Below are 20,918 nucleotides of genomic sequence, written 5' to 3'. Positions count from 1 at the left end.
TGGGCATCGCTTACTTACGAAAGGCTAGAAATGGATCTAAATAATTTTCAAAAAAGGCGATGCCATTCTAAAGCATCGCCTTAATCATTTCTAAGAGTTCAGTTATGTTTCTTTTAGTTGTAGAACTTAAACCAGTGTTGGTCGTAATATCAGTCCCTGTATTATCACTTCCTGAACCTGAATTTGTTTTAGTTACCGTTATTGGAGAAATATTATTTGCTCCACCAAAGTTTACGATCCCCCCAGAAATGGTCCCAATAGTAATACAATCTTGATTGGTCGCCAACCAATCACCCCCTTCCACGCTTATATACTATTATATGGACAAGATTATTCGGTTGTTTAAGCATTTTCATTATTTATTTTTTAATGCTTCTTAATTTCAAAAAGAGCCACGTGTGAGGCCCATTAGTTTTTCATAACTTTGTTTTTGGAGATTTGCATGCATCCTTTTCTAACTTGCAAATCCACTTATAATACCCTAATAAGATAAGAAGCAAAAACGGATCAAGTATGGCTGCATGCCAAAGCTTCCACCATCCATAATGAAAGAAACCCCACGGAGGAGGCAGCAAGGTGATACCTTCGTAAATCAAAATGGCAATGACAAAAATGGCAATAAAAAAAAATTGCTTAATGACCTTTGATTTATGTGGAAACCAATTTAAAAAAATCATATTTACAGCTGGTACTAGGAAGATATGTGGAAGTATTCCTGCCCAATCGATTTCCCTGTCAAAATACCAGTAACCGTGGTATTTGAATTCAATAAAAACATCGAAGAGGACCTGAAATGAAACTGTAAATGACCAAATATGGACAATTTGGTTAGCACTTAGTATTTTGTTCTTTTTGAAAGCAAAATAATTAAATGTAATAATGGCAATTAATAATCCAATCATATCTTTTTCCTTTTTATATTTAAAATACCCAAATAGTTAGGCATCCTATACTATTTCCAATAAAATTACAGTGTTTTTCTCATCAAAAATCTAGTCGAATCCTTAAAAATCTAGTATGATGTACTAATGTATTAATTCTTGACGAAGCGAGGATTACAAAAAATGAGTTTACTAAATGTAGAAAATTTAAGTCATACTTTCGGAGACCGTACTTTATTTAAAGACGTTTCCTTTCGATTATTAGCTGAAGACCATGTGGGACTTGTCGGCGCTAATGGCGTCGGTAAATCAACATTAATGAATATTATTACTGGTCAATTGATTCATGATAGCGGTCGTGTAGAATGGACACCGGGTGTTCATTACGGTTATTTGGATCAGCATACGGTGCTGACAAAAGGAAGAACGATGCGTGACGTTCTTCGCGATGCTTTCCTCCCTCTTTTCGAAAAAGAAAAGGAACTAAATGAAGTAATCGCCCAAATGGCAGATGCTTCACCTGAAGAGCTAGAGGTTCTCTTAGAAAAAATGGGTGAAATCCAAGATGTCCTTGACGCTGGCGGATTCTATTCATTAGATATAAAAATTGAGGAAGCAGCACGCGGTTTGGGACTTGATGCCATTGGTTTAGACCGTGACGTCGCAGCACTTAGCGGCGGACAGCGAACAAAGGTTCTTCTTGCTAAGCTTCTTTTGGAACAACCAAAAGTTCTTCTGCTCGATGAGCCGACCAACTACCTGGATGTTGAACATATTCGCTGGTTAACTTGTTACCTTAAAGAATACCCATATGCTTTTATTCTAATCTCTCATGATACAGAATTCATGAATCCAGTATCTAATGTCATTTTTCAATTAGAATTTTCGAAGCTGACTCGCTACACAGCAAGCTATGAGAAATTCTTAGAGTTAGCAGAAATTAATAAGAATCAGCATATTAATGCTTATGAGAAACAAATGGAATTCATTAAAAAACAAGAAGACTTTATTGCTAAAAATAAAGCTCGTTATTCAACTACTGGCCGGGCAAAAAGCCGTCAAAAGCAGTTGGACCGGATTGAACGGATTGACCGTCCAGAAACAGCGCTAAAGCCTACCTTCGGATTCAAAGAGTCTCGCAGCAGCAGCCGTTATGTTTTTGAGGCTAAGGATTTAGAAATTGGCTATTCAGAACCACTATTACCGAAAATGAGTATGACCATAGAACGTGGCGAAAAGGTCGCCATCATCGGTTGTAATGGGGTTGGTAAATCCACCCTTCTAAAAACGATGCTTGGTAAAATCGATCCGATCAATGGCAAGGTTGAACGTGGCGACTTCCTCTTCCCTTCTTATTTTGAACAGGAAGTAAAAGCAGGCGGCATTACTCCGATTGACGAGGTTTGGAATGCCTTCCCATCTATGGATCAAAATCAAGTGCGTGCAGCTCTTGCCCGCTGTGGTTTGAAAAATGATCACATCTCTCGACCGATGAATCAGCTAAGCGGTGGAGAACAAGCCAAGGTCCGACTTTGTAAGTTGATGATGAATGAAAGTAACTGGATCCTATTCGACGAGCCGACCAATCACCTTGATATTGATGCAAAGGCAGAACTAAAACGTGCTTTAAAAGAATACAAAGGAACTGTCGTACTTGTCTGCCACGAACCAGACTTTTATGAAGATTGGGTAACAAAAGTATGGAATGTGGAAGAATGGTCACAACAGACAGTGTAAAGAAATATTGTTTAAATTCCCCTGCTCTAATAGCAGGGGTTTTTCTATATTTTCATAACCTGAATTTCTAAATCTAAATAATCGATGGATTTTCATTGACCAAATAGATAATATGAATTTATTTTTACTTATACTTCACTTACAATATATAAGGTTAAGCAATTCTAAGTTATTAAAAATATACTATCGAGGTGTAAATAATAATGAAAAAATGGATTTCTGTCATTATGCTTGCTATACTTGTATTTTCGTTAGCTGCATGTGGCCAAAGTGATGAAAAAACAAGTGAAGGTAAGAAAGAAACGACAACAAATGAAGTGTTTAAAATTGGGGCAATTCCTGACCAAAACGCCGCCGATTTAGATAAAGGTATGACGGCCGTAGCTAAATACCTAAGCGAAAAGACTGGTATGAAAGTTGAATTTGTACCGTCTGTTGATTATGCTGCACTAGTCACTGGTTTTCAACGTGGTGAAATTCATATGGCTTGGTTTGGCGGATTAACAAGTGTACAAGCTAGGAACCTTGTCCCTGAAGCAGAATCGATAGTACAACGACCACGTGACGCGGAATTCCATTCCGTATTTATCACCCAAACATCAGAAAATATCAAAAAGCTTGAAGATCTAAAAGGAAAGTCATTCACTTTTGGCAGTGAAAGCTCAACATCTGGTCATTTAATGCCGCGTTACTATTTATCAGAGGCTGGAATTGATGCCAATACAGACTTTGACGGCAAACCTAATTTCTCCGGTTCCCATGATACAACCTACAAATTAATTGAATCCGGTGCCTTTAAAGCAGGTGCACTAAATGAAGCAGTTTGGGAAGCAGCTGTAAAAGAAGGCAAAGTTGATACGAAAAAAGTTAAAGTATTCTATACAACTCCTGCTTACTATGATTATAACTGGACAATCAATAGCAATGTAGAAGATGTTTTTGGTAAAGGTACTAAGCAAAAAGTAAAAGATGCCCTACTATCGATTACTAGCGAGCAAAAGGAAATTGCGGACTTATTCCAAACAGATAGCTTCGTTGAAACGAATAACGATAATTACAAAAAAATTGAACAAGTAGCGAAAGAATTACAGATTATTAAGTAGTAGGTGTCGTAGATATGACTTTAAAAACAATGATTGAAGCGAAAAATATATCGAAACACTTTATGCGGAAGATAGCCCTATCTTCCCTTTCTTTTTCTATTAAGCAAGGGGAATTGGTAGCGTTAATTGGACCGAGCGGTGCAGGTAAAACAACGTTATTAAATTCAATAGCCGGTCTTGTTCCAATCCAAAGTGGCGAGCTATTGATTGATAGCAAACCGATATCATCCTATAAAAATGGGCATAAATTTGCAAAAAAGGTTGGTGTGATTCGTCAACAATTTGATTTGATTGGTTCAATCGCAGTTATCCATAATGTCCTGGCTGGCCGATTAGCTGACTGGGGCCTTTTCAAATCCCTCTTCTCTTTGCTTGTACCTCAAGAAAAAGAAATCGCCTTAAAAGCACTCGAAAGAGTGGGTCTTACTGATAAGATGTACGAAATTACCTCTACTTTATCTGGAGGCGAACAGCAGCGTGTCGCGATGGCGAGATTAATGGTCCAAAAACCTGAAGTAATTTTGGCTGACGAACCAGTTGCCTCCCTAGACCCTGCAAGAGCCGAAGATGTATTAGCTATGCTGATAAATATCGTTTCTGAGGAAAAACAAACGTTAATTGCCAGTTTGCATTCCATCGAATATGCTCGTAAATATTTCACCAGAATCATCGCTCTTAAAAATGGTGAAATCCTTTTTGATTTGCCAACTGAAAAAGTGACGGATGATCTGTTAACCAACCTTTATCGACTAAAGGAGCACGGTTAAGATGTTGAGACGAAAAACAGTATTGGGTAGGTATAATCGTCAAATCCTTACATTACTATTGATGGCAGTTTTCGTATGGAGCTTATTTTCGATTCATTGGAATGACGACCTTTTCCATGCAGGCGGAATTCCGACGATACTGCAAATATTTGAAGGCCTAATTCAACCTGATTTATCAGCAGAAGTATTGATCAAAGGGCTCGAATCTGCCTGGATTACTCTTGCTTATGCTGTTGCCGGAATGTCCCTTGCTGTAGTTTATGCATTGATTGTAGGGATTCTTGCTTCTGGAACATTAACCTCAAGCAGGGTTGCCCGTTTAACATCTAAAGTGCTTTTTAGGGGTGTTTTAGGATTTACTCGTTCGATTCATGAGTTAATATGGGCATGGCTTTTCGTTGCGGCAGTAGGCCTTTCCCCTTATGCAGCTATATTTGCCCTCGCTATTCCGTATGGCGGTATTCTTGGCCGTATTTTTGCTGATATGTTAAATGATGTTCCAGAAGAGCCTATCACAGCATTAAAATCTACCGGTGCCTCAAGACTTCAAATCCTTATTTATGGCTACCTCCCATTGATTTGGGCAGATATGATTAGCTATACCATGTATCGATTTGAATGTGCGATTCGTTCTTCGGCCATTATGAGTTTTATCGGACTCGGCGGCTTAGGCTATCAAATTCAATTATCGCTCGCTGATTTGAAATATGATCAAGTATGGGCATATGTTTTTTTCCTGATTGCTCTCGTCTTGTTCGTGGATATATGGAGTAATTATGTTAGAAAAGGATTGACGGAACGAAAACGTCGGAACGGATTCAGTACTGGCTGGCGGTCCACCCTATTCACCATGCTTTTAATCATCGGTTCTTGGGTATTTATTACTATAGGTGAGCATGCTAAGTTATTTGAATTACTGTCGGATAAAAATATCGAATATGCGAAGAAGTTTTTTGGCAGCCTAATTGGTTTAAATGATAAGCATCCTGCTTTCCTAAATGGTGAAAGCTGGTCTGCCGCATTAAAGCTCACCCTGGAAACCCTGGAAATGAGTATCATGGCCATCGGATTTGCGACAGTTGCTGCCTTTTTAACTGTTATTCCAGCAGCTAGTAATATAGCAAATGGAAGTTTAACTTCATCAAAGAGATGGTATAATTGGATTCTTTATGGATTCGTACGGATCACTTATATCTTTTCACGTGCCGTTCCTGAGCTGGTTTGGGCAATGTTGATTATTTTTATTTTTAAACCAGGGTTATTGCCAGGAGCAATCGCACTTGCACTCCATAACTTTGGGATACTCGGTAAGCTTTGGGCTGAGGTAATTGAGGATATGGACCCTCGACCGATCCGTAATTTAGCATCCGCAGGTGCCTCCAAAATCCAGATCTTCTTCTACGGGATCTTGCCAAGTGTCTTACCTAGATTTCTTACCTATATTTTATATCGTTGGGAAGTCATTATGAGGACAACGATTGTTGTTGGTTTTGTCGGTGCAGGCGGCCTTGGTATGGAATTTAAGCTTGCGATGAGTTATTTCCAATATACTGAAATCACCCTATTACTTCTTTGTTATATGATTCTCGTCGTCATTGCTGATTTTGCATCAGAAAGCACGAGAAAGGCCGTTAAATAAGATGCTCGCGCAAAGAACTATTCAATGGTATCCATAACTAAAAGAACACTGTTCCTTCGAAAGGAACAGTGTTCTTTTAGTTTTAATCTATGTTATCCGTTTGATATCTACTGCTAGCTAATGGCTATCAAACTCCTAAGTATCTGATATAATCCATGTTAGCAGACATTATCAAGCATATCTGCATACTATTCCCATCAAAGGAAATAATTGATGAATATACTTGTTTTCTTGCCACCGTTTCCATTATCCTATCAATAGGAAGAAAGTTAGTACTATCACCGACTTAAATAGTCATCAAGGAGTGAAAATTCTTTGCAATCTAAGTCCGCTTTACCGATTTTATTTATAGTTATGTTTTTGGTGATGGTGGGATTTGGAATTATCATTCCAGTTTTACCTTTCTATGCTGAAGAAATTGGGGCGAATCCAACCGAATTAGGATTATTAATGGCAGTTTATTCGCTCATGCAGCTCATTTTCGCTCCGATGTGGGGGCAAGTTTCCGACCGAATTGGGCGGAAACCAGTCATGATGATTGGAATTGCAGGACTTGGTCTCTCTTTTCTAATTCAAGCATTGTCTACGGAGCTTTGGATGTTATTTGCAGCAAGAATTATTGGCGGCATTCTTTCCTCTGCAAATATGCCAACAGCCATGGCATATGTTGCAGATATTACCACGGAAGAAAATCGCGGCAAAGGAATGGGGATTGTTGGTGCAGCAACGGGCTTAGGCTTTGTTTTTGGTCCGGCAATCGGTGGGATCTTTTCGAAATTCAGCCTTAATATGCCCTTTTATCTTGCTTGTGGATCTTCGTTCATCACCTTTATTCTTGTTTTTATTTTGCTAAAAGAATCAAAACAGAAAAAAGAATCGGTTAGCAAAGAAAAACCCTCTTTCGGGAAGACGTTTAGTGGTACTGTTACCGTATTATATTTGGTGCAATTATTAATTTCCTTATCACTTTCTGGTTTGGAAGCAACGTTTGCCTACTTTGCTGCTAAAAAGGCAGATTTGGGCTCCACTCAACTTGGATACATTTTTATGATCATGGGGTTTGCAAGTGCGATCGTCCAAGGTGGTCTGGTCGGTAGATTGACCAAAAAATATGGTGAAAAGGTTGTAATTCAGTGCGGAATCATTGTTTCAGCGCTTGGATTTGGTTTGATTTTATTAGTAAATAGTTTTGCAACTGCAGCCATTTATTTAACTATTTTTGGACTAGGAAATGGCGTAATTCGTCCTAGTGTTTCTTCACTAATTACGAAGACGTCTACGGCAGGTTATGGAAGTTCAACTGGGCTTTTATCATCCTTTGATTCTCTTGGCAGGATTATTGGGCCGCCACTCGGTGGATGGCTGTTTTCGATGGCAATGGGCCTCCCTTATATCTCAGGTGCGATTATTTCAATTGCTGCATTTATCCTATCTCTCCTTTTTCGCCCACAGATCGCTACCGTGAAAATAACAAAGATTCAAAACTAATCAATTGGAATATGTTTTTAGGACATGCATAAAATGGGTTACGAGGATGTAAGTAAAAAGGAGCCTAGTTTATGAAATTAAATACCTTTATAAGTATTTGTCTCCTATTGGTAACCTTAGGTTTTGCAGCTTATCTTGATTCACCCTACTCATTTATTAATAAAGATTATGCTTATTCAGCCGATCAACCTGTGATGGCACAGCCTGTAGAAGTTAAGCCTTCAAGCGATGTTCCCGTTTTGGAGGAAAAACTAGAGAAAATCGAAAAAGTGGATGGCTATATCGTAGAAACATACCAGGAGTATGAGGTTTATAAAGACAAAGATGGAAATGTACTAAAAAGTGAGCCTACTGGAAAAATTGATACGCTGCAATATTGGGATGATGCTCAACAATAAAGACCGCTAATGTCAGCGGTCTTTATTGTTGAGAAGATTTATCGCTTTTCCAAATCCGTGGATATAGGTTTAGTAAAAGTTAAGTACTCAAACAAATGGAAAAAGGCAAGGTGAGGTATCCTGCAAAAGTTAATGGCTATTTTAATTGGGAGCCTATTAATAGGTATTGGGGTTAATGCATTTTTAATCCCTCATCATTTACTAGATGGCGGGATCATCGGCTTATCACTCATTCTCCATTATTACTTTGATTTTCAAACGGGCTTATGTGTAATATTATTTAGTTTGCCTCTGTGTATATATGCATGGTTCCGAGAACGGGACTACTTTTACAGTAGCTTTCATGGTCTAATGGTTTCCTCGTTTTTTATTGATTTACTGGCTCCTTTACAAAAACATTTTCCACTTCCTATTATTATTAGTGCAATATTCGGTGGAACACTAGGCGGACTTGGTGTTGGATTAATGCTTCGCTATCAGACAAGCACAGGAGGTACTGAATTGTTAGCTCATTTCTTAGCGAAATCCTTTTCTTTTAATATCGGAATCATTATCTTGATTGTCGATGGTTTAGTCTTATTATCGGGGTTTAAAGTGCTCGGATCACAAAGTTTCTTCTATTCAATACTAACTATTCTTTCTTTTGGATTCATCACATCATTACTGGTAAAAAATTATAAAAGTGATGCATTTTAATTAGGGTAAGTTCATTTTTAAGAAGTTAAGTTGGTATGTTATTTGAGATTGAAGTTATTATTTTATCAACTTTGTCATAATCTTTTCATTTCATCTTTCCGTATATTTTTTCCGCGTAACTGCCAAATCGTACATTTGTATTTTTTCTTCTATGCTCCATTACTTTTTCAAACTGCAGCTGTTTGCGCGTTAATTTTTCTTGCAACCTAGCTATTTCTTCGTCATCGGTTGCAACAGAGATTAAATCATTTAAGGTGATCAATTCTTTTCTTAAATCAACTTTATCTGAAATGTACCCAGCATTCTTAAGCATGCGGTAGCTCATTTTCATTTCAGCGCTCATCCCTGGCAGTTCATCACTTAAATCCAATGGTTTTCCCATTCCAGGTAGATTTTCAAACTCCTTATTTTTTATCGCTTCTTTTATTTTATCTTCTGCCATTCTTGAAAATAGGTCCATGACAAATCCCTCTTTTTATTTTTATTTTACCCTATGTAAATGTTATACGGAATGACAAAACATACAACAACATGATTCGATTTTTATCTGATTGATATAAAGACTCTAATCAAATGTATTTTGCTTAAAACAAATTCAACTTCCCTCTAAACAGAACAAATGTTTTATAGTATATTAAATATGTTGTGGTGTTTGTAAAATACCATAAATAACATATAGAGGTGAAATAAAAGTGAACGGAACGGCACATGCAGCAATAGGTGCAGCAACAGGTTTTATAGTTGCGAACACTTTCCATACCTCCCCTTCAACCACACTCTTTCTAATCGGATTAGGTGGTATTTCAGGCTTAATCCCCGATCTCGACATAGACGGGAAGCTTCGGGGGAAAATCACCTTATCTCATAAGGTGATTCGGATAGTGGCACAGTTAATTGGAATACTGATGGTCTTTTATAGTTTTTATGAAGGAACTACTAGAGAGAAGTGGATTGGTTTAGGGATCGGAATAGGGTTGATGATTGCAGCCTCATTGATCAAGCAAAAGCACATGTTAACGATCACAGGAATCGGTGTAATTGCAGGCGGATTCTCCTTAACAGAAATTTGGTTAATACTGCTTGGTATTTATATTTTAATCGCGTCTCTAGTTTCACACCGAAGCTATACCCATTCCATATTAGGGGTTGTTTTCTTCGGAATTATTGCTTCCAAATTAGAAAGATCCCTAGGCATTGACGGCGTTTTCTACACCTGCCTTGCTGGGTACATAAGTCATTTGATTGCAGATTTTAAAATCTTACCGTTCAATAAACGAGGGATTAAGCTTTTTTTACCTGTTTCATCGAAAGAAATATAATAAGGTAGCAATAAATTTTTTTCGTATATCAGGTTATTTGTAATAATTATATTTTAGAAACGTACCCATGCCTTTCATAGTGTCAGCCAGATATTTATGGTTGACTTTTTTTAGTACTTATATAATGCATGGGTAATAAATATAACTTATTCCAGATTTTTCGTTGGACTAATAAATAGGATGAGAGTATAGTAGTTTCCATGAGTTTTGACTATAGGAGGACTACGATGTTTGGTATATCCTTACCGCAATCTTTTTTACAGATGAATACCATTTTTATTTCGATCTTAATTGAAGCCCTGCCATTTGTAACTTTAGGCGTACTTATTTCAGGGATCATTCAAATATTTGTTACCGAAGAAATGATTGCAAAAATCATGCCAAAAAATAAAGTATTGGCTGTAATCTTTGCAAGTTTCTTAGGTATTTTATTTCCTTCTTGTGAATGTGGGATTGTTCCAATCGTCAGTAGGCTAGTCTCAAAAGGAGTGCCAATCTCTGCGGGAATCGCCTTTATGCTGACAGCACCGATCATCAATCCTGTTGTCTTGTTTGCAACTTTTATTGCATTCGGCAGTGACTGGAAGATGCCGTTATACCGTGCGTTGGGAGCAATCATTGTAGCTATTGTAGTAGGAATTTTGATCGCTTTTCGATATAAAGGGAGCCCTTTAAAAGAGCATTTCCATATTCACCATTCTAATGGAAAATCGACCCCATTTTTCAAAAAGATCTGGCAGACCCTGGAACATGCAGTTGAAGAATTTTTCTCAATGGGTAAATATTTAATTATCGGGTCACTAATTGCCGCAGCCGTTCAAACATATATTAAGACATCGACTCTTGTTTCGATTGGTCAGGGACAAGCATCATCTTCCATCGTGATGATGACTCTCTCTTTTATTCTTTCTCTTTGCTCCGAAGCAGATGCATTTATCGCTTCATCTTTTAGAACGACATTTTCAACTGGTTCATTATTAGCGTTTCTTGTGTTTGGGCCAATGGTGGATATAAAAAATTTAATGATGATGCTTGCAACGTTTAAAAAGCGGCTAGTTTTTATGATTGTTTCTACCGTTTTCGCTGTTGTATTTGTATACTCTTTGTTGTTTTAAGGAGCGGGAACTATGATAAGAAGCTTAATATTAATTGGTTTTACTTATTTAATCTTTCAAATGCATCTTACAGGGGATATTAATAAATATATCAACATGAAATATTCTTATCTTTCTGCAACTGCTGGTTATGCATTACTTGTATTAACGATTGTCCAAATCTTTATGCTCAGTAAAGGCGAGTCAAAAGATGCTGGCTGTGATCATGATCATTGTGGGCATAATCATTCAAAAGAGAATAAATGGTATAAAAAAGTTTTCATATATCCAATTTTCGCCTTTCCAATTATTTCAGGATTATTTTTTCCAATTGCCACACTTGATTCAAATATTGTAAAAGCAAAAGGATTTCATTTTCCCATTTACGATGAAGGAAAAGGCGATTCCTTTATGCAACAGCAATTTTTACGTCCAGATACGAGTGTGTATTATGGCAAAGATGATTATGATGTGTTAATGAAAAAGGAAAAGAAAAAGTATGTAAATAAAGAAACGATTGTTTTGAATGATAAGAATTATTTAAAAGGTATGGAAACTATTTATAACTTCCCTGGTGATTTTCTTGGAAAAGAAATCGAGTTTAAAGGTTTTGTTTTCAAAGATTCAGAAACCATAAATAAGAACCAGATATTTGTGTTCCGCTTTGGAGTGATCCATTGTATTGCAGATTCAGGTGTCTTTGGAATGTTAGTTGAAATGCCTGATGGCAAGAAATTTAAAAACGATGAATGGGTAACTGTAAAAGGAAAAATATCAACAATCTATTATCAGCCCTTTAAAACCAACATTCCCTATTTAAAGGTAGAAGATTGGTCGACTACTTCTGCTCCTAAAGAAGAGTATGTTTTTAGGGGATATTAATTTATTAACGAAAAATGACCTATTCCACAGATGAATAGGTCATTTATTATTTATATTTTTAAAATGATAGTTTTAGTGCCTCAAGATTGTTTTTCATAACATCTATAAAGTCTAAACCTTTTTCTTGCTCTTCTTTAGTTAATCCTTCTAATGGATTTAAAACTTCAGTTTTAGCACCTATTTCATTAGCTAACGTCTGAGCCACTTTAGAAGAAGTAAGTCCCTCAAAATAAATAACCTTTACATTTTTCTTCTTCGTTACTTCTGCTAATTCTTTCAATTTTCCTAGGGTTGGTTCTACATCTGGGGATAATCCAGCTATCGGAATTTGAGTTAACCCGTATTGTTTTGCTAAATATCCAAATGCGGCATGTTGTGTTACAAATTCTTTTTTCTTCGCCTGATCAATTGTCTCCTTGTACAAGTGATCTAAATCAGCAAGTTGGGATTTAAAATTCTCTGCATTCTTTTCATACTGATTTTTATTATTTGGATCTAGCTTTTCTATAGCCTTAGCAATAGTGTCGACCTCCTGCTGGGCTAACACGGGAGAAAGCCAGACATGTGGGTCTTTTGAAGCTGCATGATCAGAATGATGTTCCTCCTCTGATTCTAATGCATTCATCAATTTAATCCCCTTTGAAGCTTCTACAACAGTTAAACTGGAATCATTAATACTCTTTAATACTTTTTCAGTCCAGCTTTCAAAGTATCGACTATTGTAGATAAACAGATCTGCATCTTGAATTTTAGCCATATCCTTTGCTGTTGGCTCCCAATCATGTGGTTCTGCACCGTTCGGTATTAATAGTTCAACATTCGCTGAACTGCCAGCCACTTTTTGGGTAAAATAATACATTGGATAAAACGTGGTGACAATTTGTATTTTTTTTGTACCTCCACTAGCTTTTTCTCCTTTTGTCTGAACGGCATTGGAACAGCCGCTTATCACCATAAGAAAAATAATTATAGGGCATATTAGTCTTTTCATGATTTTATTTCCCTCCATAACAGTCTTTAATTAGGAATTATTACGATTTAAAACGAATGATTATTCCATATAATATTAGTTTATTAGATTTAACAAATCGTAATTGTTACGAATTGTATCTTATACCGATTTTTTATTTATGTCAATGACATGTTAAAGTCAAAGATAATAAATATTAATGATTAGCTTTATGTCCAATGATGAGTATCATTGTTGGCGTGAAGATTAATTAAACACACAAAAAAAAGAGACTCACTGTCTCTTTTTTTGTTGAGAATAATTAATAATAAAAAATTTCCAGTGATTTTTATTTATTTCCAGGTGCAGGTTGGTCCACACCTCTTATATGGTGCTTATGCCCATCATTTTCTGTAGTATAAAAATCATAATGATGTACATGCATGCCATTACCTACGGGAATAGCTGGACCGCTATATGCCTTATAATAATGGGTATGGCCATTTTCGAAAAGAACATATCCCTCTGTATAATGAATATGGTTTTGATCCTGAGTCTGGATTGGCGGCGAAGTAACATCTAAACACTGATGGACATGACCTGCATCCACAGAAGTATAATCAACCGAACCATGATTATGGTTCGGCACAAACCCCTGAACAAAATCATCTTTACTTACCTTACTCACGTCCTCACCTCAGTTCATTTTTTGGGCTAATTTCGTTGTTTTATAGATTTTGTACACGATAGACAAATAGTTGCTCGGTTCCGATTCAGATCCTGCTGCGAATGATTCTGGAGCAATTAACATCTGATTAAACTGGTCGATTTTTACTTGACCAGGAAGTTGAGGCTGATTTTTTTGATAAACCTCCTTTGCTGCTTTATTACTAATGATATTTACTTAATAGTAGGAATATGTTTTAGACAGCCAAAAACAAGGTTTTATTTTTTAGACTTCAGCGGAATTATGGAAAAACAGGTACAAACCTAAAGCCTGTCTTAGTTGTTATACATATACATACAGTACAAAAACACAAGAGAGATAGATGGAAGGGGGGGACATGTGCGGATTGCATAAGGAGGAGGTAAGGTCGTCTCATGATTACATCATGAAATACTAGCTTCCGAAAGGAGAAATATTATTCAATGGTTTGGTTAACTATAGTATCTTTTTTGCTTACCCTAGGATTTATTCTTTGGAGACCTAGGGGTATTAATGAAGCGATACCTGCTACGATTGGTGCGATTGTTGTCCTACTAAGCGGTAGTGTTACATTATCCGACCTCGGTATAATTGCGGAAACGATAAGCGGTGCTGCAATTACTATTATGGCAACGATTGTAATGGCCATCGTCTTAGAGAGTTTTGGATTCTTTAACTGGGTAGCAGAAAAGCTTGCAGAAAAAGCAAATGGGTCAGGCATCAGATTATTCTGGTATGTCAATCTCTTATGTTTTCTCATGACACTCTTTTTTAATAACGACGGGAGTATTTTAATCACCACTCCAATATTAGTTATGTTATTAAACAACATGGGATTAAAAAATCATCAAAAAATTCCCTATTTGCTATCAGGAGCCTTAATTGCAACAGCATCGAGTGCTCCAATTGGTGTAAGTAATATTGTCAATCTTATCGCTTTAAAAATCGTCCATATGAGTTTGTATTTGCATACGGCGATGATGTTTGTTCCTGCCACGCTTGGTTTATTACTGCTGACATGGCTGTTGTTCCTTCGCTTCAAAAAAGTCTTACCGAAAACTGTCCCTACTAAGGTAACGGGTTTGTCCCTCCCTTCTTACCACCCACTGAAGCCCAGTTCCATGAAACATGGTTCTGAGGAGGAACGTTCAAGGTTTATGCGCAACGTCCTACTATTTGTATTTGCTGTCCGTGTCAGCCTCTTTGTCGCTTCATTTTTGTCCATTCCAGTCTCGCTTATGGCTGTTATTGGTTCGCTTGTCCTTTTAGGATGGAGATGGGCTTATTTAAAGATACCGCCAACCGATATGCTGAAAAAAACACCGTGGTATATAATTGTTTTCGCATTCAGTATGTATGTGATCATTTATGGTCTAAATAACATCGGTCTAACAGACTGGTTGATCCAATTTATGCGTCCAATGGTTTCTGGGAGCCTTCTCCATGCAAGTGTGTTAATGGGCGTCCTGCTCTCGGTACTTTCAAACATATTTAATAATCACCCTGCTTTAATGGTTGGAACACTCACGTTAACGAATATGAACCTAGATTTATTATCCTTAAAGATCGCCTATCTTGCCAACGTTATTGGCAGTGACATGGGATCATTACTACTTCCAATGGGAACTCTGGCTACGCTAATGTGGATGCATATCGTAAGGAAAGGAAAAGTAATGATCAGTTGGTGGCAATATATCAAAGTCACTATAGTTGTTATCCCGCCAGCGACATTGTTTACCCTAGTTGTTCTTTATTATTGGGTTTCATGGCTTTTTGGTGGAACACTTCAAGGATAATACAATTGAAAAAAGGAGAAATAAAATGAATATAGAATTATTAGATTTAAGAAATAAATATATTGAGGTTGAAATTTCCGGGGGAAGTTTTCACAGGGGAATTCTTATAGATGCCGGGTTAGATATAGTCGTAATATACGATGGCAGGAATAATATATTCCTATATATCCCATTTGTCCACATTCAACAATTGAAAGAAATATTAATTCAGGAAGAAACTTTTTACGATCCTCCTTCAGAAAAACCAATTACTTCCGATTCAATCTCCTATCGTAAAATATTAACAAGTGCGAAAGGTTTGTTCGTTGAGGTTTATGTAACAGGAAATAAATCCATTCATGGCTATTTAACCAGCATTATGAATGATTATTTTGTCTTCCACTCTCCTGCATACAAAACAATGTATATATCAATGAACCATGTAAAATGGTTAATCCCGTATCCACCAAATACAACGCCTTATTCATTAGAAAATCAAAATCTACCTCTAAAACCCGTATATCCTACATTGGCAAGATCTTTTGAAGAGCAGTTAAAAAAATTGGAAAATCAATTAATTATCATTGATGGTGGATACAATGAGGAAAAAATCGGCTTACTCCAAAAGATTCAAAATAACAAAATGATACTGATAACAGCTAAAGGGGAAAAGCTTTTTCGGAACTTGGAGCATATCAAAACCATTCAATTACCGTAATTCCAATGGTAAAACTCTTTAACCAAATTAAAAGAAAGGTGCTTTTCACATGAGCAAAAAAAAACAAAAAGAATAATCCACCCTGTTTTGGCCGACGAGGTTGGATTACTCATTCACTGCTTGAGTTGTATTTTAGACCGTGTCCATCGGCCACGGTCTTCTTTTTGGTTTACCACCTATTAATAGCATATGGTTTTTCGATTATTTTTGTTCAAAGGAGAAAAAATTTTCATTTACCACATTATAAGATTCTCATTAATTTACAAAAGATTAACATGAAATCCATTATCTCTTCGTATTAACAGCATAAAATGTAACTATAGCAATACCAATTCAATAGCTCTTCTTATAAGTACATTTTCTGACTAGGAGGAAGTTGCATGTATAATTTTCTAAATTTTCTGTTCTTAATGTATATCTCAGTTGCCTTTATAAGAATTTTTTATTACTCTTTCTTCAAAACAAAATCGAATAAACATTGATTGCTACACCCAATCATTATCCATCTACTTATCCACAAAGTTATCTAAACATTTCATGTCCTTCCCCTAAAATTTCGCACCTGTGCCTATGTAGACTCTGTACATTTCCAACGAACTAATAAACACATAAAATAAGGAAACCCTTTTGGGTCTCCCACAATGGAAATAAACTAGGTTTGTTCTAATCTAAACTAATTGGAACATATCCTCAAATACTTCGTTCCAATTTTTTGTTTTAGCAAGTGTCTTACGTCTAAGGATATAGTTTTCGTGATTTTTGATGCTTTCTAAATGTTCACATGCACTGATAAATTGGCTAGAATCATTTGTATCTAAAAGAGCATATACAGACTGCTCAGCATATTTTTTAGTAGATGGTAAATGCATGCCAATTACTGACTTCCCCGCTGCTAAAAATTCAAATAACTTTAATGGAAAGACCGCTTGGTTATACTGAGATGACTTGTAGGGCATAATTCCAATATCAATTAAGTTCATATATTTTGGAACCTCGGAAGGAGCGACACTTCCAGTCCATAAAACATTCTTCTCAGTTAATAAATTTTTAAATTTAGGATGATCATTGGTACCATCTGGACCCACAAAAAGAAAAAGCCACTCACGCTTTTTTCGTGCTACTTCCTGGATCAAATCAAAATCCAGCTTAGGTTTAATTCCCCCGATAAAGCCTAAAACCGTTCCGTCAAAATGATCAGGTAGAATATGATCCATTTGTGTAGGATAGTTTGCAAACCTATCAAATTCCACCCCATTTTCAAAGGTAAACACCTTTTCTTCAGCACCTAACTTTTCTATGATTCTTGTACGTAAATATTCAGAGGTACAAAAAATCACATCTGCCCTTTTAATAATCCGCTCTTCTGCCCTTGATATGATATTTTTTCTAAAATTGGCTAGGATAGAGTTTTTCCCATTGATAGGAGAGGTCCATAAATCACTGCAATCATAAACCACTTTATTCCAAGAAAAGAGGTTAGAAAGTGTTGGAAATCCTGGAAAGGTATACCATAAATTAACAGTATACCTTTCCTTAGCTTTTTTTAAATATGTTAGTAATGGCTGCAATTTAATTTTATGAAATGCATCGATATAGCGGCCAAACCGAAACACTTTTTGTGGAAACAAATCTTGGATGGTCCATTGATCTATTCCATTTGACAATCTTTTATTGTGCTTTTCTTTTTGGTTTGGTGTTGGACATAACCAGATTACTTCCTTTGTTTCAGGATGATTTTGCAAATATTCTGCAAGCCGATGTCTACGATACCGAAGTTGATCTTGATCCCACTCACCTGTTGCCACAATGATATGTATACTCTTCATTTGTCCCATCCCTTCTAGATCCTTTTAACAACCGCATGTAAGGCATAATGAGAGAAACACCAAAATGCTTTTATAAGGTTTAGCTTTTCTACCTTGCGATACACAAACCAATTCATTTTTGCAGCTTTCCACTTGTTTCTCGAAATGGAAGGATTTCCTATCCGGTACTCGGCCAAATTTTCATTTAACCCGTATGCATTTATGCCCTTTTTTAAAATGGCCAGCCAGGTGGCTAAATCCTGTCGTGTTCGTATATTAGGCATTTGTATTTGACCGACAATGCTTCGATCGATCATTACTGTCAAACATCCTATTATAGTATTCTTTAACATATCATTGTACGAAACCTGCTTGGGAGCTTCTATCCGTTTGTTTAATTGTACTCCTTCATTTGATACAATTTCGTAGCCAGTAAACGTAAAAGCATAATCGTTTGTTTGCATAAAATTTAGCTGTTTTTCCAATTTTTCTGGTTTCCAGCAATCATCACTATCAAGAAATGCCACAAATCTGCCCTTTGCATGCTGCAAAGCAATGTTTCTTGCAACAGCAGCCCCACCATTCTGATTTAAATAAATAACATGTATTCTTTCATCTTCTTTTTCAATACGCTCTAAAATATCTGGTGTATCGTCAGTAGAACAATCATCGACAATAATCAATTCCCAGTTTTGATAGGTTTGCTTTCTTACAGAAGTGATTGTATGTTCGATAAACAAACTAGCATTATATGAAGGCGTAATAATCGAGATCAATGGCTGCTGTGGACTCATGTGAAAACCTCCTATTAAAATGACTATTCCCGGAAAATGACGGGGAAAACGATCCATAAAAAGCTTAATGTTACGCCCAATAAAATCCCTAATACTGCTCTTTCCTTTGAGTTGAAGGCTCTATTTTCAGTATTTATTGCATTAATATCAGCAGGTTTTAATAATGCAGCATGTTTTATGTCATTTTGAGCCGTATTAAGTTCATATAAGAAACGTTGCTGGTCTACTTTTGCCTCAGGTCCTACTTTTTCATTCGTTATTACATCAATAGATTCTTGAATGATTTTCTGTTTTTCTTGGAACATATCTTGATCGATGGCCAAAAAGGCACTTGTAATCTCGTTAAGAATCTGGGCTGTGCTTTCCTCTGATTCATCTGAATACGAAAGATTAATCATGTTATACGGACCTATGGTTACATGTAAATTCGTCCTAATTTCCTCAGACTTTTCTTCCCATAGCTTTTTCAAATGTTCTTCATAAAAAGGAGCGTTTGTTAACAAAATGATGACACGTTTAGGATCATTTAGCTCAGGATTATCATAGTTTCCTAAGGTTAACGATGCTTCTAATGTATAATTTGATTTCTCATGTCCTACGGGAAGAAGCCATCCGATTACGCCCAGCAAAATCGTAGTTGCTAATAATATTAGGAAGTATTTGTTCATTCTTTCTTTTAAACTTTGAATCATTTGTCCCATTTGAACCTTGCTCCTTAGTAGGAATTTTCTTCATGATGTTGATTTTTCTTGTCCTTAAGCACAGAAACCGTAGAAATCACTAAACCTAGAAATACCCAATGAAAAAATAGATTACTAACTGAACTCGGACTGATACTTGAAACAGCGAATCCAATAAGCCCCATCATACATGCTTCAAGTAACCCCTTTTGGTTCCTGTTGCTTCCAACTTTATAAAATTTGTAGAGTCTTATGAAAAGATAGGCATACATAGTTATATAACCTAGCAAAATAAAAATCCCAAAGTTGCCCATTATTTCAGCAAGCCAATTATGCACCTCTACAACATGATTTGTTGCATAGATTGACTCGTTTTTTAAATAGAATGGGATATTGCCAGCCCCAACCCCAAATCCGAAGGTATCTAATGAGAAGTGAAGGGTATTCCTCAGTAAATTTAATCTCGCTACATTAGATGAAAGCATTTCATTACTAGTACTAAAAGTCGAAGCGCTAAACAAGTCGTCTAACTTGGCGAAAAATACGATCGCACCCAATAGAAACACTGCTGAACCTATAATAGCTGCTATTCTCTTTAGATATCTCGGAAGAAGGATAAACATATAAACGACTAAGCCAATCATGACTCCAAGCAAGCTAGCCCGTGAATCCGTCAAATAAATGAGATATACACAAATAATTGCAAAAAGTAAGCTGGTTGTTTTCAAAAATACATGTTTACTATTTTTTGTAAAAGATAGATAAAAAAAGAATGATATTGTAAGAAAAGTGGCAAAATCATTTTGATTAAAGAAAACAGATGTTGGATATGACAGCTTATACTCTGGGGCACCATACAATGTCGACGTAGGCAGCTGGATATGTGCTAAATGATTGATTAATCCAATCACCATTAAAATGACTGTCATAAACATCCAAATTCCATAAAACAGGTACAAGTTGATCATTTTCCTGAATGTAAAGACGGCCAAAAAGATAAACGATATTCCCATACCCAAAAGAAATAACGACTTAATTCCCTCTATAACCGATTTTGCCCAAAGCAATGAAACCGCGCCATAAGCCATCCAAAACAGTAGAAAAAGCAGAACACCTTTTACATTTACTTGATTCCAAATTTGAGGAAGATTCCTTTCTTTCATAACATGAACCAAAAAGAGAGTAACTGCTGCAATCAGTACCAACCGATACAAAAATAAACTAAAAAATCCAACATGAATGTTTAAAACAGATTGATTCAAAAATGTTGTCATGACTAGTAAGTACATAGCGCTAGGAAATTGCGGTTTACTAATAACGTTGATTTTTATTAAAAAAGTTAAGACGAGAATCGCCCATAACCCAAGAAAAACCATCATTTCAATCTGCATTTCAACAAGTGAATAGGTGATGGCAAAGCCTACTAAGAGAAAAGCTGACACACCTGTTGCTTGTTTAACTAGAGGATTACTTTGCATCAAACTTCC

Annotated in this window: 21 protein-coding genes; 12 read left to right on the top strand and 9 right to left on the bottom strand. The window is 36.3% G+C overall.

Annotated features, from left to right (window positions below; translation table 11 throughout):
• Positions 1–67: 67 nt before the first annotated feature.
• Together ACSU6B_RS14625 and ACSU6B_RS14620 are read right to left on the bottom strand one after the other, a co-directional pair.
• The gene (locus tag ACSU6B_RS14625) at positions 68–286 is read right to left on the bottom strand and encodes a spore germination protein (protein WP_168244083.1); all 219 of its coding nucleotides are present in this window, start codon (positions 284–286) and stop codon (positions 68–70) included.
• A 130-nt stretch (positions 287–416) separates the two neighbouring features.
• Positions 417–902, bottom strand: a complete 486-nt coding sequence (locus ACSU6B_RS14620; protein ID WP_410886229.1) for a hypothetical protein — start codon at positions 900–902, stop codon at positions 417–419.
• A 162-nt stretch (positions 903–1,064) separates the two neighbouring features.
• Here ACSU6B_RS14620 and ACSU6B_RS14615 point away from each other — a divergent pair, with 162 nt between their 5' ends.
• The 7 genes from ACSU6B_RS14615 (at position 1,065) to ACSU6B_RS14585 (ending at position 8,709) form a co-directional block, all read left to right on the top strand.
• A complete protein-coding gene (locus ACSU6B_RS14615) occupies positions 1,065–2,618 on the top strand; it encodes an ABC-F family ATP-binding cassette domain-containing protein (protein WP_410886227.1) in 1,554 nt (517 codons plus the stop codon).
• 203 nt (positions 2,619–2,821) lie between these two features.
• On the top strand, positions 2,822–3,721 hold the full coding sequence (locus tag ACSU6B_RS14610; RefSeq protein WP_410886225.1) for a putative selenate ABC transporter substrate-binding protein: 900 nt from the start codon (positions 2,822–2,824) through the stop codon (positions 3,719–3,721).
• A gap of 14 nt (positions 3,722–3,735) precedes the next feature.
• Positions 3,736–4,488, top strand: a complete 753-nt coding sequence (locus tag ACSU6B_RS14605; protein WP_410886223.1) for a phosphonate ABC transporter ATP-binding protein — start codon at positions 3,736–3,738, stop codon at positions 4,486–4,488.
• Between the two features lies 1 nt (position 4,489).
• Positions 4,490–6,127: a PhnE/PtxC family ABC transporter permease gene (locus tag ACSU6B_RS14600; RefSeq protein ID WP_410886221.1), complete on the top strand. Its 1,638-nt coding sequence runs from the start codon at positions 4,490–4,492 to the stop codon at positions 6,125–6,127.
• A 315-nt stretch (positions 6,128–6,442) separates the two neighbouring features.
• A complete protein-coding gene (locus ACSU6B_RS14595) occupies positions 6,443–7,615 on the top strand; it encodes an MFS transporter (RefSeq protein ID WP_410886219.1) in 1,173 nt (390 codons plus the stop codon).
• A gap of 71 nt (positions 7,616–7,686) precedes the next feature.
• On the top strand, positions 7,687–8,013 hold the full coding sequence (locus ACSU6B_RS14590; protein WP_410886217.1) for a hypothetical protein: 327 nt from the start codon (positions 7,687–7,689) through the stop codon (positions 8,011–8,013).
• A 132-nt stretch (positions 8,014–8,145) separates the two neighbouring features.
• A complete protein-coding gene (locus ACSU6B_RS14585) occupies positions 8,146–8,709 on the top strand; it encodes a YitT family protein (RefSeq protein ID WP_410886215.1) in 564 nt (187 codons plus the stop codon).
• An 85-nt stretch (positions 8,710–8,794) separates the two neighbouring features.
• On the opposite strand, the gene ACSU6B_RS14580 is transcribed toward ACSU6B_RS14585, so the two are convergent.
• Entirely contained in the window at positions 8,795–9,169 is a 375-nt protein-coding gene (locus ACSU6B_RS14580; RefSeq protein ID WP_410886213.1) for a DnaJ family domain-containing protein, read from the bottom strand.
• Positions 9,170–9,401: 232 nt separating this feature from the next.
• On the opposite strand from ACSU6B_RS14580, the gene ACSU6B_RS14575 reads away from it, so the two are divergent.
• From ACSU6B_RS14575 to ACSU6B_RS14565, 3 genes are all read left to right on the top strand, one after another.
• Positions 9,402–10,028: a metal-dependent hydrolase gene (locus ACSU6B_RS14575; RefSeq protein WP_410886211.1), complete on the top strand. Its 627-nt coding sequence runs from the start codon at positions 9,402–9,404 to the stop codon at positions 10,026–10,028.
• Positions 10,029–10,255: 227 nt separating this feature from the next.
• Positions 10,256–11,143 carry a permease gene (locus tag ACSU6B_RS14570; RefSeq protein WP_410886209.1) on the top strand — a complete coding sequence of 296 codons (888 nt, stop codon included), beginning with the start codon at positions 10,256–10,258 and terminating at the stop codon, positions 11,141–11,143.
• Between the two features lie 12 nt (positions 11,144–11,155).
• Positions 11,156–12,004, top strand: a complete 849-nt coding sequence (locus ACSU6B_RS14565; RefSeq protein WP_410886207.1) for a TIGR03943 family putative permease subunit — start codon at positions 11,156–11,158, stop codon at positions 12,002–12,004.
• Between the two features lie 58 nt (positions 12,005–12,062).
• On the opposite strand, the gene ACSU6B_RS14560 is transcribed toward ACSU6B_RS14565, so the two are convergent.
• Both ACSU6B_RS14560 and ACSU6B_RS14555 read right to left on the bottom strand, forming a co-directional pair.
• On the bottom strand, positions 12,063–12,995 hold the full coding sequence (locus ACSU6B_RS14560) for a metal ABC transporter substrate-binding protein (protein ID WP_410886205.1): 933 nt from the start codon (positions 12,993–12,995) through the stop codon (positions 12,063–12,065).
• A gap of 307 nt (positions 12,996–13,302) precedes the next feature.
• Positions 13,303–13,641, bottom strand: a complete 339-nt coding sequence (locus ACSU6B_RS14555; RefSeq protein ID WP_410886203.1) for a YmaF family protein — start codon at positions 13,639–13,641, stop codon at positions 13,303–13,305.
• Positions 13,642–14,102: 461 nt separating this feature from the next.
• Between ACSU6B_RS14555 and ACSU6B_RS14550 the strand changes: the two genes are divergently transcribed.
• The gene (locus tag ACSU6B_RS14550; RefSeq protein WP_410886201.1) at positions 14,103–15,455 is read left to right on the top strand and encodes an arsenic transporter; all 1,353 of its coding nucleotides are present in this window, start codon (positions 14,103–14,105) and stop codon (positions 15,453–15,455) included.
• A gap of 25 nt (positions 15,456–15,480) precedes the next feature.
• Positions 15,481–16,152 carry a DUF2642 domain-containing protein gene (locus ACSU6B_RS14545; RefSeq protein WP_410886199.1) on the top strand — a complete coding sequence of 224 codons (672 nt, stop codon included), beginning with the start codon at positions 15,481–15,483 and terminating at the stop codon, positions 16,150–16,152.
• 668 nt (positions 16,153–16,820) lie between these two features.
• On the opposite strand, the gene tuaH is transcribed toward ACSU6B_RS14545, so the two are convergent.
• The 4 genes from tuaH to tuaE are packed head-to-tail and all read right to left on the bottom strand — an operon-like array spanning position 16,821 to position 20,909.
• Positions 16,821–17,987: a teichuronic acid biosynthesis protein TuaH gene (gene tuaH / locus ACSU6B_RS14540; protein WP_410886197.1), complete on the bottom strand. Its 1,167-nt coding sequence runs from the start codon at positions 17,985–17,987 to the stop codon at positions 16,821–16,823.
• Positions 17,988–17,992: 5 nt separating this feature from the next.
• Positions 17,993–18,751 (bottom strand): teichuronic acid biosynthesis protein TuaG, encoded by a 759-nt coding sequence (tuaG, locus tag ACSU6B_RS14535; protein WP_410886195.1) that lies wholly within the window; start codon positions 18,749–18,751, stop codon positions 17,993–17,995.
• A 23-nt stretch (positions 18,752–18,774) separates the two neighbouring features.
• Positions 18,775–19,452 (bottom strand): hypothetical protein, encoded by a 678-nt coding sequence (locus ACSU6B_RS14530; protein ID WP_410886193.1) that lies wholly within the window; start codon positions 19,450–19,452, stop codon positions 18,775–18,777.
• Positions 19,453–19,466: 14 nt separating this feature from the next.
• On the bottom strand, positions 19,467–20,909 hold the full coding sequence (tuaE, locus tag ACSU6B_RS14525; RefSeq protein ID WP_410886424.1) for a teichuronic acid biosynthesis protein TuaE: 1,443 nt from the start codon (positions 20,907–20,909) through the stop codon (positions 19,467–19,469).
• Between the last annotated feature and the right edge of the window lie 9 nt (positions 20,910–20,918).

The organism is Neobacillus sp. C211, from assembly GCF_051842875.1.
GTDB lineage: Bacteria > Bacillota > Bacilli > Bacillales > Cytobacillaceae > Neobacillus.
This window is presented reverse-complemented; position numbering and strand designations above follow the sequence as displayed.